At 61.7% G+C, this 13,432-nt stretch carries 14 protein-coding genes; 8 read left to right on the forward strand and 6 right to left on the reverse strand.

Annotation, left to right across the window (positions count from 1 at the left end):
• Positions 1-35: 35 nt before the first annotated feature.
• The 3 genes from HKK52_RS22240 to HKK52_RS22250 are packed head-to-tail and all read left to right on the forward strand — an operon-like array spanning position 36 to position 2,985.
• On the forward strand, positions 36-1,178 hold the full coding sequence (locus HKK52_RS22240; protein ID WP_169372596.1) for an ABC transporter ATP-binding protein: 1,143 nt from the start codon (positions 36-38) through the stop codon (positions 1,176-1,178).
• A 35-nt stretch (positions 1,179-1,213) separates the two neighbouring features.
• Entirely contained in the window at positions 1,214-2,095 is an 882-nt protein-coding gene (locus tag HKK52_RS22245; protein ID WP_178117496.1) for an ABC transporter permease subunit, read from the forward strand.
• Positions 2,092-2,985: an ABC transporter permease subunit gene (locus HKK52_RS22250; protein ID WP_169372598.1), complete on the forward strand. Its 894-nt coding sequence runs from the start codon at positions 2,092-2,094 to the stop codon at positions 2,983-2,985. The genes HKK52_RS22245 and HKK52_RS22250 overlap by 4 nt, the downstream gene beginning before the upstream one ends.
• 129 nt (positions 2,986-3,114) lie before the next feature.
• Here HKK52_RS22250 and HKK52_RS22255 read toward each other — a convergent pair whose 3' ends face one another.
• Entirely contained in the window at positions 3,115-3,756 is a 642-nt protein-coding gene (locus HKK52_RS22255) for an HD domain-containing protein (RefSeq protein WP_169372599.1), read from the reverse strand.
• 332 nt (positions 3,757-4,088) lie between these two features.
• On the opposite strand from HKK52_RS22255, the gene HKK52_RS22260 reads away from it, so the two are divergent.
• Entirely contained in the window at positions 4,089-5,054 is a 966-nt protein-coding gene (locus HKK52_RS22260) for a GlxA family transcriptional regulator (RefSeq protein ID WP_169372600.1), read from the forward strand.
• A 119-nt stretch (positions 5,055-5,173) separates the two neighbouring features.
• On the opposite strand, the gene HKK52_RS22265 is transcribed toward HKK52_RS22260, so the two are convergent.
• Positions 5,174-5,515 (reverse strand): carboxymuconolactone decarboxylase family protein, encoded by a 342-nt coding sequence (locus tag HKK52_RS22265; RefSeq protein WP_169372601.1) that lies wholly within the window; start codon positions 5,513-5,515, stop codon positions 5,174-5,176.
• A 110-nt stretch (positions 5,516-5,625) separates the two neighbouring features.
• Between HKK52_RS22265 and HKK52_RS22270 the strand changes: the two genes are divergently transcribed.
• Entirely contained in the window at positions 5,626-6,531 is a 906-nt protein-coding gene (locus HKK52_RS22270; RefSeq protein WP_169372602.1) for an AraC family transcriptional regulator, read from the forward strand.
• Between the two features lie 110 nt (positions 6,532-6,641).
• On the opposite strand, the gene HKK52_RS22275 is transcribed toward HKK52_RS22270, so the two are convergent.
• Together HKK52_RS22275 and HKK52_RS22280 are read right to left on the reverse strand one after the other, a co-directional pair.
• The gene (locus tag HKK52_RS22275; protein WP_169372603.1) at positions 6,642-9,044 is read right to left on the reverse strand and encodes a penicillin acylase family protein; all 2,403 of its coding nucleotides are present in this window, start codon (positions 9,042-9,044) and stop codon (positions 6,642-6,644) included.
• A gap of 102 nt (positions 9,045-9,146) precedes the next feature.
• Entirely contained in the window at positions 9,147-9,725 is a 579-nt protein-coding gene (locus HKK52_RS22280; RefSeq protein ID WP_169372604.1) for a DUF6436 domain-containing protein, read from the reverse strand.
• 96 nt (positions 9,726-9,821) lie between these two features.
• On the opposite strand from HKK52_RS22280, the gene HKK52_RS22285 reads away from it, so the two are divergent.
• The gene (locus tag HKK52_RS22285) at positions 9,822-10,772 is read left to right on the forward strand and encodes an alpha/beta hydrolase (protein WP_169372605.1); all 951 of its coding nucleotides are present in this window, start codon (positions 9,822-9,824) and stop codon (positions 10,770-10,772) included.
• A gap of 44 nt (positions 10,773-10,816) precedes the next feature.
• On the opposite strand, the gene HKK52_RS22290 is transcribed toward HKK52_RS22285, so the two are convergent.
• Positions 10,817-11,548 carry a DUF2059 domain-containing protein gene (locus tag HKK52_RS22290; protein ID WP_169372606.1) on the reverse strand — a complete coding sequence of 244 codons (732 nt, stop codon included), beginning with the start codon at positions 11,546-11,548 and terminating at the stop codon, positions 10,817-10,819.
• A 108-nt stretch (positions 11,549-11,656) separates the two neighbouring features.
• On the opposite strand from HKK52_RS22290, the gene HKK52_RS22295 reads away from it, so the two are divergent.
• Together HKK52_RS22295 and HKK52_RS22300 are read left to right on the forward strand one after the other, a co-directional pair.
• Positions 11,657-12,289 (forward strand): 2OG-Fe(II) oxygenase, encoded by a 633-nt coding sequence (locus tag HKK52_RS22295; RefSeq protein WP_169372607.1) that lies wholly within the window; start codon positions 11,657-11,659, stop codon positions 12,287-12,289.
• Positions 12,290-12,291: 2 nt separating this feature from the next.
• The gene (locus HKK52_RS22300; RefSeq protein ID WP_169372608.1) at positions 12,292-12,774 is read left to right on the forward strand and encodes a DUF523 domain-containing protein; all 483 of its coding nucleotides are present in this window, start codon (positions 12,292-12,294) and stop codon (positions 12,772-12,774) included.
• Positions 12,775-12,809: 35 nt separating this feature from the next.
• Here the strand turns inward: HKK52_RS22300 and HKK52_RS22305 are convergent, their stop codons facing one another.
• Positions 12,810-13,397, reverse strand: coding sequence for a transporter substrate-binding domain-containing protein (locus HKK52_RS22305; RefSeq protein ID WP_169372609.1), 588 nt, complete (start codon positions 13,395-13,397; stop codon positions 12,810-12,812).
• Positions 13,398-13,432: the final 35 nt, after the last annotated feature.

The following is a 13,432-nucleotide window of genomic DNA, read 5'->3' on the forward strand; positions in this document are numbered from 1 at the left end:
GCGAACTGCACTCTTTTTTTCTGGGAGTTTCGTAAATGGCAGTTGCCTCCGGCGCCTATAAGAAAGCCCTCGAGGGCGACCAATCACCGAAACAGGTGTTGGTCAAAATCGACCGGGTCACGAAGAAGTTCGACGAGACGATTGCCGTGGACGACGTGTCCCTGGAAATCAAGAAAGGCGAGATCTTCGCCCTGCTCGGCGGTTCGGGATCGGGCAAATCCACCTTGCTGCGCATGCTCGCAGGGTTTGAACGGCCCACGGAGGGGCGCATTTACCTCGACGGCGTCGACATCACCGAGATGCCGCCGTACGAGCGACCGATCAACATGATGTTCCAGTCCTACGCCTTGTTCCCGCACATGACCGTGGCGCAAAACATCGCCTTCGGCCTCAAGCAGGACAAGATTCCGTCGTCGGAAGTCGATGCCCGTGTCGCGGACATGCTCAAGCTGGTTCAGATGACGCAGTACGCCAAGCGCAAGCCGCATCAGTTGTCCGGCGGCCAGCGTCAGCGTGTGGCCCTGGCCCGTTCGCTGGCCAAGCGGCCGAAGCTGTTGCTGCTCGATGAACCGATGGGCGCACTGGATAAAAAACTGCGTTCGCAAATGCAGCTGGAACTGGTCGAGATCATCGAGCGCGTCGGCGTGACCTGCGTCATGGTGACCCACGATCAGGAAGAAGCCATGACCATGGCCGAGCGCATCGCGATCATGCACCTGGGCTGGATCGCCCAGATCGGCAGCCCGATCGACATCTACGAAACCCCGACCAGCCGCCTGGTCTGCGAATTCATCGGCAACGTCAACATCTTCGAAGGCGAGGTGATCGACGACGCCGAAGGCTACGCGACCATTACCTGCAAAGACCTCGATCGCCAGATCTACGTCGGCCACGGCATCAGCACCTCGGTGCAGGACAAATCGGTCACCTACGCGATCCGTCCGGAGAAACTGCTGGTCACCGCCGAGATGCCGACCTGCGAGTACAACTGGTCCAGCGGCAAGGTGCACGACATCGCCTACCTCGGCGGCCACTCGGTGTTCTACGTCGAATTGCCGAGCGGCAAACTGGTGCAGTCCTTTGTCGCCAACGCCGAGCGCCGTGGTCAGCGTCCGACCTGGGGCGATCAGGTTTACGTGTACTGGGAAGACGACAGCGGCGTGGTACTTCGCTCATGAACATGCGCAAATTCAAACGCCGCCTCAACCGAATAATTCCCGGTGGCCGCCAATTGGTCATCGGGGTCCCGTTCATCTGGCTGTTCATGTTCTTCATGCTGCCGTTCTTCATCGTCTTGAAGATCAGCTTCGCCGAAGCCGACGTGGCCATCCCGCCGTACACCGAGATCTACACCTTTGCCGAGCAGAAGCTGCAACTGCTGCTGAACCTGGGCAACTACGCGATGCTTGGCGACGACGAGTTGTACATCGCCGCCTACCTTGGCTCGCTGAAGATGGCGCTGATCAGCACCATCCTCTGCCTGTTGATCGGCTACCCGATGGCCTACGCCATTGCCAGCGCCCGTAAAGAGCTGCAAACGGTGCTGGTGCTGCTGATCATGATGCCGACCTGGACCGCGATCCTGATCCGCGTTTACGCGTGGATGGGCATCCTTAGTAACAACGGCCTGCTCAACGGTTTCCTGATGACCATGGGCTGGATCGACGAACCGCTGCAGATCCTGAACACCAACCTCGCGGTGTACATCGGCGTCGTCTATTCGTACCTGCCGTTCATGATCCTGCCGCTCTACGCCAACCTGGTGAAGCACGACTACAGCCTGCTGGAAGCCGCGTCGGACCTCGGTTCGAGCACCTTCAACAGCTTCTGGAAGATCACCATTCCGCTGTCGAAGAACGGCATCGTCGCCGGCTGCATGCTGGTGTTCATTCCGGTGGTGGGCGAGTTCGTGATCCCGGAACTGCTCGGCGGTCCGGAAACCCTGATGATCGGTAAAGTGCTCTGGCAAGAATTCTTCAACAACCGCGACTGGCCGGTAGCGTCTGCCCTGGCGGTGGTGATGCTGTTGATCCTGATTGTGCCGATCATTCTGTTCAACCGTAGTCAGGCCAAAGAAATGGAGGGCAAAGAATGAAGAACTTCCGTTTCTCGAGTTTCATGCTGGTGGTCGGTCTGCTGTTCATCTACGCACCGATGCTGATCCTGGTGATCTACTCGTTCAACGCCTCGAAACTGGTGACGGTGTGGGGCGGCTGGTCGATCAAGTGGTACGTCGGCCTGCTCGACAACACCCAACTGATGGGCTCGGTGGTGCGCTCGCTGGAAATCGCCTGCTACACCGCGATTGCAGCGGTGGCCCTCGGTACCCTGGCGGCGTTCGTGCTGACGCGGATCACTCGCTTCAAGGGCCGCACGCTGTTCGGCGGCCTGGTCACCGCGCCGTTGGTGATGCCGGAAGTGATCACCGGTCTGTCGCTGTTGCTGTTGTTCGTGGCCATGGCGCAGATGATCGGTTGGCCACAGGAACGTGGCATCGTCACCATCTGGATTGCCCACACCACGTTCTGTGCGGCGTATGTGGCGGTGGTGGTGTCGGCGCGCTTGCGTGAGCTGGACCTGTCCATCGAAGAAGCGGCCATGGACCTCGGTGCGCGGCCGTGGAAGGTGTTCTTCCTGATCACCATTCCGATGATCGCGCCGTCGCTGGCGGCGGGCGGGATGATGTCCTTCGCGCTGTCGCTGGATGACCTGGTGCTGGCGAGCTTCGTCTCGGGGCCGGGTTCGACGACCCTGCCGATGGAAGTGTTCTCGGCGGTGCGCCTGGGCGTGAAGCCGGAGATCAACGCCGTGGCCAGTCTGATTCTGCTGGCGGTGTCGATCGTGACGTTCCTGGTGTGGTTCTTCAGCCGCCGTGCCGAAGAATCGCGCAAAAAGGCAATTCAGCAAGCGATCGAAGAAGGCGCGGCCGATTCCTGGAAGCAGCCGGACGTGCGCCGGGCGCAGCAGGCGCCGGAAGCGGCTTGATCCAGCCGTGATCGTTCCCACGCTCTGCGTGGGAATGCCTCCATGGACGCTCCGCGTTCGGCTCTTGATGGGACGCGGAGCGTCCCGGGCTGCATTCCCACGCGGAGCGTGGGAACGATCAGTGTGGGGTCAGGCAACCCAAGGCGACTTGCGGATGATCTCGACAAAGTTCATCGGCTTGAACCCCGGCTCGCTGTCCACCAGCACATCCGCGTTCACTGTGCCGAACGTGGTGTCCGGTTTGTGTTTGAAGCCATTGGCGAACGCACACAGGATGCATTCCTTGAAGCCTTCGCCACGGGGGTGGGCATGCACCACCGCCTCACGCTGTTCCGTCGGGAACGCCGCGTAATCGATACCCAGCACATCCATCTCGACACCGGCGGTGACCAGGGCCACGTTCGGCCGCAAGTGTTGCGGCACGCCTGGCGTGGTGTGCAGGGCAATCGATAACCACACTTGTTCGATATCGTCGTCACTCAGCCCGTAAGGCTTGAGGAAGGCTTTAGCCGCATTGGCACTGTCGACTTCAAACCGCTCGTTGTCGCTGCGCTGACCTTCCACCAGGCCCAGGTCATGGAACATCGCGCCGACGTAGAGCAACTCCGGGTTGTAGGCCAGTTGCTTGCGTTCACCGCTCAAGGCACCGAACAGGAATACCCGACGCGAGTGGTGATACAGCAGGTCGGATTCGACGTCGCGGATGTATTCGGTGGTGGCCTTGGCCAACGCGCTGTCGGGGATTTTGATACCGGCAATGATGCTGCTCATGGTGCTTTCCTCGTGGGGAACGCCGTGGCGGCGCTGATGAGTAAAGTCTGTTCCCGCACCCGCCAGCGGACAATCGATCCATGGCTGCGATCCCGGCCAATGAGCAGGCATATCGCGCCAACCTCGCTTGTTGTAGGGTTGGCGCAGATCCGTAGCAGCTGTCGAGCGGAGCGAGGCAGCGTTCGGCGACGAAGTCGTCGTGAGATCTGACTATGCGGTGTTTCAGGTAGACCGCGTGCTCAGGGTTTAGGACGACTTCGTCGCCGAACGCTGCCTCGCTCCGCTCGACAGCTGCTACGGGGGATCTATGTGCCATAGAGGCGTTTTGAACCATGCAAAAATCCGTCGCCATCGTGGTGTTTTCCGGCGTGCAGTCCCTGGACGTCACCGGCCCCATGGATGTGTTCGCCGAGGCCAATCGCTTCCTGGCAACGGAGGATCACTATCGCCTGGAGGTGATCGGGGTCGAGCGCGGGATGATGCCGTGTTCCAACGGTTTGTCGCTGAACGCGCATCGGCATTTCAGCGAAGCGCTGGAGGCGTATGACTTGCTGTTGGTGGCGGGCGGGCCGCAGTTGCCGTTCCTGAATTTCGGCGCGACGTTCGACACCTGGTTGCGCGAGGCCTGCGGGCGGGCGCAGCGGTTTGGGTCGATCTGCAACGGCGCGTTCATGCTGGCCCGGGCCGGGTTGCTCGATGGGCGCACCGTCACCACGCATTGGGGCGATGCGGTGGCGCTGGCGGGGTTGTGTCCGTCCACCCAGGTCGAGGCGGATCGTTTATACGTGCAGGACGGCGAGCTCTACACCTCGGCCGGGGTCACGGCGGGGATCGATCTGTCGCTGTACCTGTTGGGGCGCGATCACGGACCGGAAGTCGCGCTCAGCGTGGCCAAGCGTCTGGTCGTGTTCACCCAGCGCTCGGGCGGGCAATCGCAGTTCAGCCCGTTCCTCACGCCTCATGCCGAACCGACTTCGGCGGTGGCGCTGGTGCAGCTCTACGTGCTCGCCAACCTCACTGGCGACTTGACCCTCGCCGATCTCGCCAATGCCGCCAACATGAGCGCGCGCAATTTTTCCCGGGTGTTTGCCAAGGAAGCGAAAGTCACTCCGGCGGAATTCGTCGAGCGGGCGCGGGTGGATGCGGCGCGGGTGCTGTTGGAGAGCACGCGTTCGCCGCTGAAAACGGTGGCGTATCAATGCGGGTTTCGCGATGCCCAGCACATGCGCAGCGTATTCAACCGCCGGCTGGGCGTGACGCCGCAGCAGTTCAGGCTGAACTTTGCGGCGATGGTCTAGAGCCGATCGGTCCCACGCTCCGCGTGGGAGTGCATCCCGGGACGCTCCGCGTCCCAAGAGCGGACGCAGAGCGTCCATGGCAGCATTCCCACGCAGAGCGTGGGAACGATCAGTGCGACTCAGCCTTTCAGCGAGTCATACGCCTCCAGCGTACGCAGCGAGTAGATGTACGCCGCTCCGGCATTCAGTGAAATCGCAGTAGCCAGTGTCGCCGCCACTTCCTCGCGGCTGGCGCCAGCCTTGATCGCCGCATCCGTATGCGCGGCAATACAGCCATCGCAACGGGTGGTAATCGCCACTGCGATGGAAATCAATTCACGGGTCTTGGCATCCAGCACATCGTTTTCCGCAGCGGCTTCACCAAGGGCCATGTAGGCCTTGACCATTTTCGGGTTGCTCTTGCCCAGTGCGCCAAAGGCTTTCTGGATGGTGGGCAGCAGTTCGGACCAGTTATGGAACATTGCGTTAACTCCTCAGCGGGTTGGGTGTACTGTTTCGACACGCTCAGTTTTGTCCTTTGGCGCGGTTCGGGTTTGTTCGATCCGCTCAGTTCTTTCTTCGATGCGCTCAAATGAATCCGATCGATAAACTCATCACCCTGGCCAACGTTCGCGGCACGCTGGATTTGCGCTGCCAGTTCCAGGGCGACTGGGCCTTGGCCCACGAGCAACAGGCGCTGGGAATGGCGCCCTATCACATCGTGTTGGCCGGCGAGTGCCGCGTGGAATTCCCCGACGGCCAGCGCCTGCCCATGCGCGCCGGTGACATCCTGCTGCTGCCCGGCGGCACGCCCCACGTTATCCACAGCCCCGGTAAAACCGTCGCGCCGTCGGCGCAACAGATCATTCGCGGTGGCGCGCTGCCGGTGCATCGCATCGGTGGCGCCAGTGCCGATCTGGACATGCTTTGCGGGACCTTCCATTACAACCGTGCTTCGCTGCTGTTTGCCTCACTGCCTGCGTATTTGGTGATCCCCAGCGGCGCGCTGCCGGCGAATGGGCCGCTGCCAGCGTTGGTCGCGGTGCTGCGCGGTGAGGCGGAGGGCAATCAGGCGGGGGCGAAGTTTCTGCTCGACGCGTTATCTCAAGCGTTGTTCACCCTGATGCTGCGGGCGCATCTGGCAACGCTGGGACCGGCCAGCGGCACCCTGGCGTTACTCGGCGACAAGCGCCTGGGCCGCGCCTGGCAGGCGATGCTGGCCGATCCGGCCCACGAGTGGACCATCGAAAGCCTGGCCGAAGCGGCGAGCATGTCCCGGGCGACCTTCATGCGCGCGTTTGTGAAGGTGGCCGGGGTGTCGCCGTGGGTGTTGCTGACGCAGGTGCGGATGGAATTGGCGTTCAGTTTGCTGAGCCAATCGCATTTGGGGTTGAGCGATATTGCACTGCAGGTGGGGTATCAATCGCAAGCGGCGTTCAGCAAGAAATTCAAGGAGATTTATGGCGAGGCGCCGGGGAGGGTGCGCCGCGGGATTTAGATTTGCATTGTTAGTGCAGGCCTCTTCGCGGGCAAGCCTCGCTCCTACAGATATCACCGTCCGTAGGAGCGAGGCTTGCCCGCGAAGACGTCAGCCCAGCCAACAAAAATCTACCGCGCCGGCAACAGCTTCAACGTACTCCGCGTATTAGCCGTCACCTCTTCATCGCTGAAATGCGCCTGCATATACATCCCATCGACATAGGCCTCCGCCTGATCCTCATAGTGACTGTCAAACGGCACGCCACTCTGGCCGACCGGGTTGATGGTCAGGCTATGGGCCGGGTCGGCGAAGTCAATCAATCGTCGGGTCGATGGGCCGTACGTCACCGGCCACGGCGCCGGGCCGATCCGGGCCGAGAGGTTGTTCGGCACTTCGTGGGTGCCGGGCGCATCGAATGGGCCGACGTTGAAGATCCGGTCCAGCGGCTTCTGTGAGCCCAACGGATGACCGTGAGTCAGCGTATGCACCTTGCCCCACTGCCACTGCGCAAAGTCAGCACCGAGCACGATCTTGAGGTGCGCGATGCTCGCCTGCCACGCCACTTTCACCGTGTCGGCGCGAGTTTCCCTGGCCGGGGTATTGCGGTTGTCCCACCACGGCGAATCCGCCGTCGCGGCCAGACGCGGCAGCGCGGCGTCGATCACCCGGGTCGAGAGCAAGGTTTCAAAGAAGTCATTGCCCAACTCATCGTGCAGCGTCGCATCGGTCAGGTTGAACAGGAACTGGTTGAACACCGTGGCGCTGATGGAGCTGAGCGGGTAATCGCCCTGCCATTTGCCTAATTGCTCCACCAGTTTCAGCTCGGCAGGATCGCTCACCACTTCACGCAACACCGGTAGCAACGGTGCCAACAAACGCGGGCCGTAGGCGGTGGTGGTGCCCAGTTGCAGCTTCTGGTTGGCGTCGTTATCCCACTTCACGCTCTTGTCGCTGAGCTGGCGATTGAGCTGCTGACCACGATCGGCCAGGTTGTAGTAACCGGGAATCTCCATGCCGGTTGGCGAAACCGGCTGGAAGTTGGCCGAGACGATATAGCCCCGTGCCGGGTTCTCTTCCTGGGGGTTGGCGCTGAAGGGGTAGAAGCCTTCCTTGTCCGCCTGATTGGTGCTGCCGTCGAGGATGAAACCGGGCTTCACTCCAGCCGCACGCTTGGGCAGCAACGCCGAGGCCCACCAGCCGATATCACCCTTGGCGTTGGCATAAACGATGTTCAATCCCGGAGCCTGCACTTTGGCGGCAGCAGCGCGGGCCTTGGCCAGTGTGTCGGCGCGGTTGAGCTGATAGAAACCTTCGAGAATCGGGTTCGGCGTTTCGAGAAATGCCCACCACATCGCCACCGGCGTCTTGCCGGCAGCCGTGCCGAGTGCATCGTTGATGATCGGGCCGTGGGGCGACTGGCGCAGGGTCAGTGTCACCGGCGCCTGGCCCTTCACGGCGATCTGCTGCTCGGTGTTGACCATGTCCACCCATTTGCCGCGATACCAGACCTGGTTCGGGTTGTCCGGGTTGACCTTCTCGGCGATCAGGTCCAGGTCGTCGTTCTGGAACATGGTCAGGCTCCAGCCGAAATCCAGGTTGTGGCCGAGAAAGGCAAACGGCACCAGCGCCTGATGATGGCCGTACAGTTCGAAGCCCGGCGCCGACAGTTGCGCCTCGTACCACACCGACGGCACCGAGAAACGAATATGCGGGTCGCCGGCCAGCAGCGGCTTGCCGCTTTTGCTGCGGTTGCCGGCGATGACCCAGGCGTTGCTGCCTTCGAACTGCGGCAAGCCGTTATCGGCCAGGGCTTGTTCGCTGAGGCGGGCGAGGGCGTTCAAATCTTTCCAGTCACCGGCGGCCAGAGCTGGGCCGGGTTTGGCGTGGGTCTTGGCCAGCACGCCTTTGGGCTGCCAGTCGAGGTCGAAGATGTTCAGGTACTCGGGGCCGAGCTGATCGCGCACGTAGGTCAGCAACGGTTCGGTGCGAAACGCCGCGGCAAAGCTGTAGGCCATGTAGCCGGCGACACTGATGCTGTCTTCTGCGGTGAAGGGCCGCTTGTGGATCCCCAGCACGTCGAACTCGGCGGGCGCGGCGTGGGTGTCCTGATATTGGTTTATCCCGTCCAGGTAGGCATGCAGGGCCTTCCACGCCGGTGACTGGCGGTCGAGGGCGGCCACATAACTCTCGGCGCGCTCGCGGATGCGCAGGCTGCGGAACAGTTTGTCGGTGTCGACCAGTTTCGGCCCGAGGACTTCCGCCAGCTCACCACGGGCCAGGCGGCGCATGGCTTCCATCTGGAACAAGCGGTCCTGGGCGTGCACGTAGCCGAGGGCGCGGTACAGGTCGGTTTCGTTATCGGCGCGAATATGCGGCACACCGCGCTCGTCGTAGCGCACGGTCACCGAGCCTTGCAGATTGTTCAGCGTCACCTGACCCTGGCGCGTCGGCTGCTTGCTGTAGACGTACCCGCCAACCCCGATGGCGAGCGCGACGATCAGCAAGGCGAGTACGGTCAGGAAGCGTTTCATGGTGACTCCTTGTTCTTTCAGGTTGCCGCCCGTGTGGGCTGCAAACATGTAGCACAGACCTCCTGTGCCGGGCACCACCGTCCTCGAATAGTCCGGAATGCCTTACTGCACTTGCACCGGCCACGGGCAGTAGCAACCCACCGCCAGTGTGTGGGTCGCGTTCACCGCGCGGCCTTCGTTCAGCGCTTGCAGGATCGGCTCGATAAAGCTGTTGCTCGAATTACAAGTCAGGCCTTCGCTGTACGGGCCGAAATAGGCGAGCTTGCCGGCCCGGTCCCAGATCGCCACCGCCGGGCTGGCGGGGATCTGCTCGGAACCGGGCAGCACAGTGATGGTTTTCAGGCTGCTCAAGGTGCTGGGCAACTGACCGTGGCTGCCGGGTTTTTGTACCGCGTAGAACTCGACGCCCTGCGGTACATACAGCTCGACCAGTTCGGTGAGGTGCTGTTGATTGCCGACGTTGCACGGGCAGGCCGGGTCCCAGAAGTGCACGAGACGGATGGCGCCGGGGCCGGCGAGGTCGTCGGGCAGGCGCAACGGGTCGCCGGAAAATACCGCTGTATGTTCGCTGAACGCCCGCAGGTAACGCCCCTGAAACCAGTCATAAGCGGCCCACAACACGCCGGCGCACACGAGGGCGAGCAGGCTGGCAAGCAGTGTGGTGCGGTAGGCCGGACGCATGGGTTTCAATCCTCGAAGGTCGCCCAGCTTGCCATGCTTGCCGCGACAGATGAATATCGCAGGCCCATAAAGTCTGTTTCGCGTTCTGGAATAACCATGCCTGCCACTTTCAATCCCGATCATTTGCGCGCCAGCCTGCGGCCATTGGCTGATTGGCAGCCGCTGTCGACGGAGGGCCAGGCCTATCAAGCGTTCTACGGGCTGGATTTGCCGGGGCGCACGCTGCGCCGTGGCCTGGGGCGGTTTCAGGTTGGTGGTTACGAAGTGGTCAGTCAGGTCTGGTGGCCGGAGCGGGCGAAGGCGACGTTGTTCCTGTTTCACGGTTTCTACGACCACACCGGGCTGTATCGGCATGTGATCGAATGGGCGCTGGATCAGGGGTTCGCGGTGATTGCCTGTGACTTGCCGGGACATGGTCTGTCCAGTGGCGAGCGCGCGAGCATCAAGGATTTCGCCGAATACCAGGACACCCTGCAAGGCTTGTTCACCGAAGCGCGGTCTCTGGATTTACCGCAGCCGTGGCATTTGTTCGGACAGAGCACCGGCGGGGCGATTGTGATCGACCATTTGCTTAATCAGGGCGCGGACAGTCCGGCTCAGGGGCAGGTGATATTGCTGTCTCCACTGGTACGGCCGCGGGCCTGGGGCTGGTCGCAGTTGAGTTATTACCTGCTCAAGCCCTTCGTCAACGGCATCGCCCGGCGCTTCAGCGAGAACTCCAATGACCCGGCGTTCCTGCCCTTCCTGCAAGCCGATCCATTGCAACCATTGCGTTTGCCGACCGCGTGGGTCGGTGCGTTGGGCCGTTGGATAAAGCGCATCGAGGCGTCGGCGAACAGTCCACGGCGGCCACTGATCGTGCAGGGGCAAGCGGACATGACGGTGGATTGGGAGCACAACCTTGAAGTGTTGAAGGCCAAGTTTGATCGGCCGCAGGTGTTGATGCTGCCAGCGGCGCGGCATCATCTGGCGAATGAGACGCCGGCGTTGCGGGAGGAGTATTTCGGGTTTTTGACGAAGCGGATCAAGGGCGGCACCCCCCTGTAGGAGCGAGGCTTGCCCGCGAAGGCGACCTTCCGGGCGACGAAATCTTACTGTCCCACCGCCAACCCCGCCCGAATCGCCGCCAACGCTGCCTGGTAATACGCCTTGCCTTCATCCGACTCGGCAAACGTGGCGAACTCTTCCAGTTCGTTATCCGACAAGTCGCGATACACGTAGAGCAACGTGTTGTTCAGGTCGGCACCAATCTGATCCATCAAGCGCTGGCGCTGACCATTCAACATCCCGGGTGCCTGACCGCCACCGAGCAAACCGGGGATCATCGAACTCAAGCTGTCGGCCGCAACCCCGGCAATCGCCAACGTGACTTCGGCGCCGGCCTCACGGGCGGGCAGGGCCTGGGCCAGGTGGCCGATGATCAGCAGGCGAGTGTCACTGGCTTCAATCTTGGGCAAGCCCTTGGCGTTCTTCGCCAATTGATCGCGCCGGGTCGCCAGCAATTCGGCCGCGACGACTTTCTTGCCCAGCGGAGTCTGGAAAAAGGTCAGGGCCGGTTTCGGGTCGGCGAGGGTCTTGCGCAGTTGCGCTTCGGCGCGCTGGTCCATGGCCTGGGGGGCGAAACGCTGGTTGCTGTTGTTCACCAGGGCTTGAAACACCGCGGGTGGCAAGCTGTTCTGGTAGCGCTGCTGTGCGGCCGAAAGGGCGTCGTTAAAATGCGCACGTTGGTCTGGCCAACCGGCGACCTTGTACAACTGGTCGTGGCCGTCTGCCCAGGCGGGCAAAACACAGAGCATCAACAGTGAAAAAAGCAAACGGCGCATAGGGACTCCTGTCGGCAGGCGACTATTCTCCGTGCGGTACAGGAACTTGTCGAGAATTCGTATCAGCCCGCCGCGCGGCTCTGTCGGATTTGCAGGCACAGGAATACTATGCGCGCCATGCAAATACCCTCTGATCACCCGCTGCTGTTACGTATCGTCGACGACCTGGCCGAACGGGGCTGGTCGCAGCAGAATATTTTCCTGCCTCTGGGTCTGACCCGGGAACTGGCGGCTGAGTGCCGTAAACGTGCGGCCGAGGGTGAATTGGCCCCGGCGGCGGTGGGCCGCGGGCCGACATCTGAGATTCGCGAAGGTATTCGTGGCGACCACATCCAGTGGCTCGAACCCGGTGAAACCGAGTCCTGCGACAGCTACCTGAGCCTGATGGACAGCCTGCGTGAAGCGATGAATCGCGGGCTGTTCCTCGGACTGGAAGATTTCGAAAGCCACTTCGCCCTGTACCCGCCCGGTGCGTTCTACCTCAAGCATGTGGACCGTTTCCGCGATGACGACCGGCGCATGGTCTCGGCGGTGATCTACCTCAACGACGCCTGGCTGCCGGAACATGGCGGCGAACTGCGCATGTACCTGGAGGGCGGCGTCGAACACAATGTGGTGCCCACCGGCGGCTGCCTGGTGGTGTTCCTGTCGGGCGAGGTGCCCCACGAAGTCCTGCCCGCGACCCGGGATCGCCTGTCATTGACCGGCTGGTTTCGCCGTCGCGGTAACGAGCCGTTCTGATCATGCAAAAGATTCTGGTAAGTCGCTGCCTGCTGGGCCATCGCGTACGTTACGACGGCGGGGCGAGTGGGCCGTTTGATCTGTTGGACCAATGGATCGCCGAGGGGCGGGTGGTGCCGTTGTGCCCGGAAGTGGCTGGCGGGTTGCCGACACCGCGCGCCGCGGCGGAGATTCCGGGCGGGCAGGGTGGTGAGGTGCTGGATGGGCATGCGGCGGTGATCACCACTGAAGGCGAAGACGTCAGCGCGGAGTTTCTGTCGGGGGCTTATCAGGCGCTGGAATTGGTGCAAAAGCACGGCATCCGGATTGCGGTGTTGAAGGCCAACAGTCCGTCTTGCGGGAATTTACTGACCTATGACGGGACTTTCAGCGGCGTGAAAGTCAGTGGCGAAGGGGTGACAGCGGCGTTGCTCAAGCGCCATGGCGTTCAAGTGTTCAGCGAACTGGAATTGGCCGAAGCCGCCGCATTGCTCACACAAGACTGACGACTTAGACAATCCTTTAAGGGGCGAGCCTGAACTCAGGGCTTGGCCTCGACACTCGTATCCGTCCCAAACCACTTCTGCGTCAACGCCTCCAGCCGACCATCCGCCTTGATCCGCTGCAACGCGTTGTCGAGGCTGGCGTGGAACGCCGGGTTACCTTTCTGGAACGGAATCGCCAGGCTCACCGGCTCGCTGGCCTTCGGCGTCTCTTCCTTCAACGTCTGCACCAGCAGCATCGACTGCGGTTGCTCTTCTTTCTGCGCGATCAATTGCGCATCGGTGTGGCTGTAAGGCTCGCTGAAGTCGAAACGATCCTTCAGTTCCGCGGTCATTGCTACGTGGTTGATGGCGACGTCGTATTTGCCGGTTTCAACACCTGGCAGCAGATCGGCGGCATCGGTCACGACGAAGTCGGCGCGCACATCCAGTTCATTGGCCAGCAGCTGACCCAGCTCGACTTCGAACCCGGTCAGTTTGCCGTCGTCCTTGAAATTGAACGGCGGTGTATTAGCCTCAAGGGCAATGCGCAATTCGCCGCGGTCGAATACATCGTCAATCAGTTCGGCATGAGCCAAAGGGCTCAAAAGGGGTAGCAGGCAGATCAGGCCAGGCAAGAAACGCATGGTCACTCCTTTGAATTCATTATCGCGACGCTCTA

Source organism: Pseudomonas sp. ADAK2, assembly GCF_012935755.1.
GTDB lineage: Bacteria > Pseudomonadota > Gammaproteobacteria > Pseudomonadales > Pseudomonadaceae > Aquipseudomonas.

Excerpts from the sequence above, each read along its gene's own strand:
- HKK52_RS22270 (WP_169372602.1), top strand. The coding sequence starts at position 5,626 with ATGAATCCGATCGATAAACTCATCACCCTGGCCAACGTTCGCGGCACG.
- HKK52_RS22290 (WP_169372606.1), bottom strand. The coding sequence starts at position 11,548 with ATGCGCCGTTTGCTTTTTTCACTGTTGATGCTCTGTGTTTTGCCCGCC.
- HKK52_RS22260 (WP_169372600.1), top strand. The coding sequence starts at position 4,089 with ATGCAAAAATCCGTCGCCATCGTGGTGTTTTCCGGCGTGCAGTCCCTG.
- HKK52_RS22295 (WP_169372607.1), top strand. The coding sequence starts at position 11,657 with ATGCGCGCCATGCAAATACCCTCTGATCACCCGCTGCTGTTACGTATC.
- HKK52_RS22240 (WP_169372596.1), top strand. The coding sequence starts at position 36 with ATGGCAGTTGCCTCCGGCGCCTATAAGAAAGCCCTCGAGGGCGACCAA.
- HKK52_RS22305 (WP_169372609.1), bottom strand. The coding sequence starts at position 13,397 with ATGCGTTTCTTGCCTGGCCTGATCTGCCTGCTACCCCTTTTGAGCCCT.
- HKK52_RS22285 (WP_169372605.1), top strand. The coding sequence starts at position 9,822 with ATGCCTGCCACTTTCAATCCCGATCATTTGCGCGCCAGCCTGCGGCCA.
- HKK52_RS22265 (WP_169372601.1), bottom strand. The coding sequence starts at position 5,515 with ATGTTCCATAACTGGTCCGAACTGCTGCCCACCATCCAGAAAGCCTTT.
- HKK52_RS22250 (WP_169372598.1), top strand. The coding sequence starts at position 2,092 with ATGAAGAACTTCCGTTTCTCGAGTTTCATGCTGGTGGTCGGTCTGCTG.
- HKK52_RS22300 (WP_169372608.1), top strand. The coding sequence starts at position 12,292 with ATGCAAAAGATTCTGGTAAGTCGCTGCCTGCTGGGCCATCGCGTACGT.
- HKK52_RS22275 (WP_169372603.1), bottom strand. The coding sequence starts at position 9,044 with ATGAAACGCTTCCTGACCGTACTCGCCTTGCTGATCGTCGCGCTCGCC.
- HKK52_RS22255 (WP_169372599.1), bottom strand. The coding sequence starts at position 3,756 with ATGAGCAGCATCATTGCCGGTATCAAAATCCCCGACAGCGCGTTGGCC.
- HKK52_RS22280 (WP_169372604.1), bottom strand. The coding sequence starts at position 9,725 with ATGCGTCCGGCCTACCGCACCACACTGCTTGCCAGCCTGCTCGCCCTC.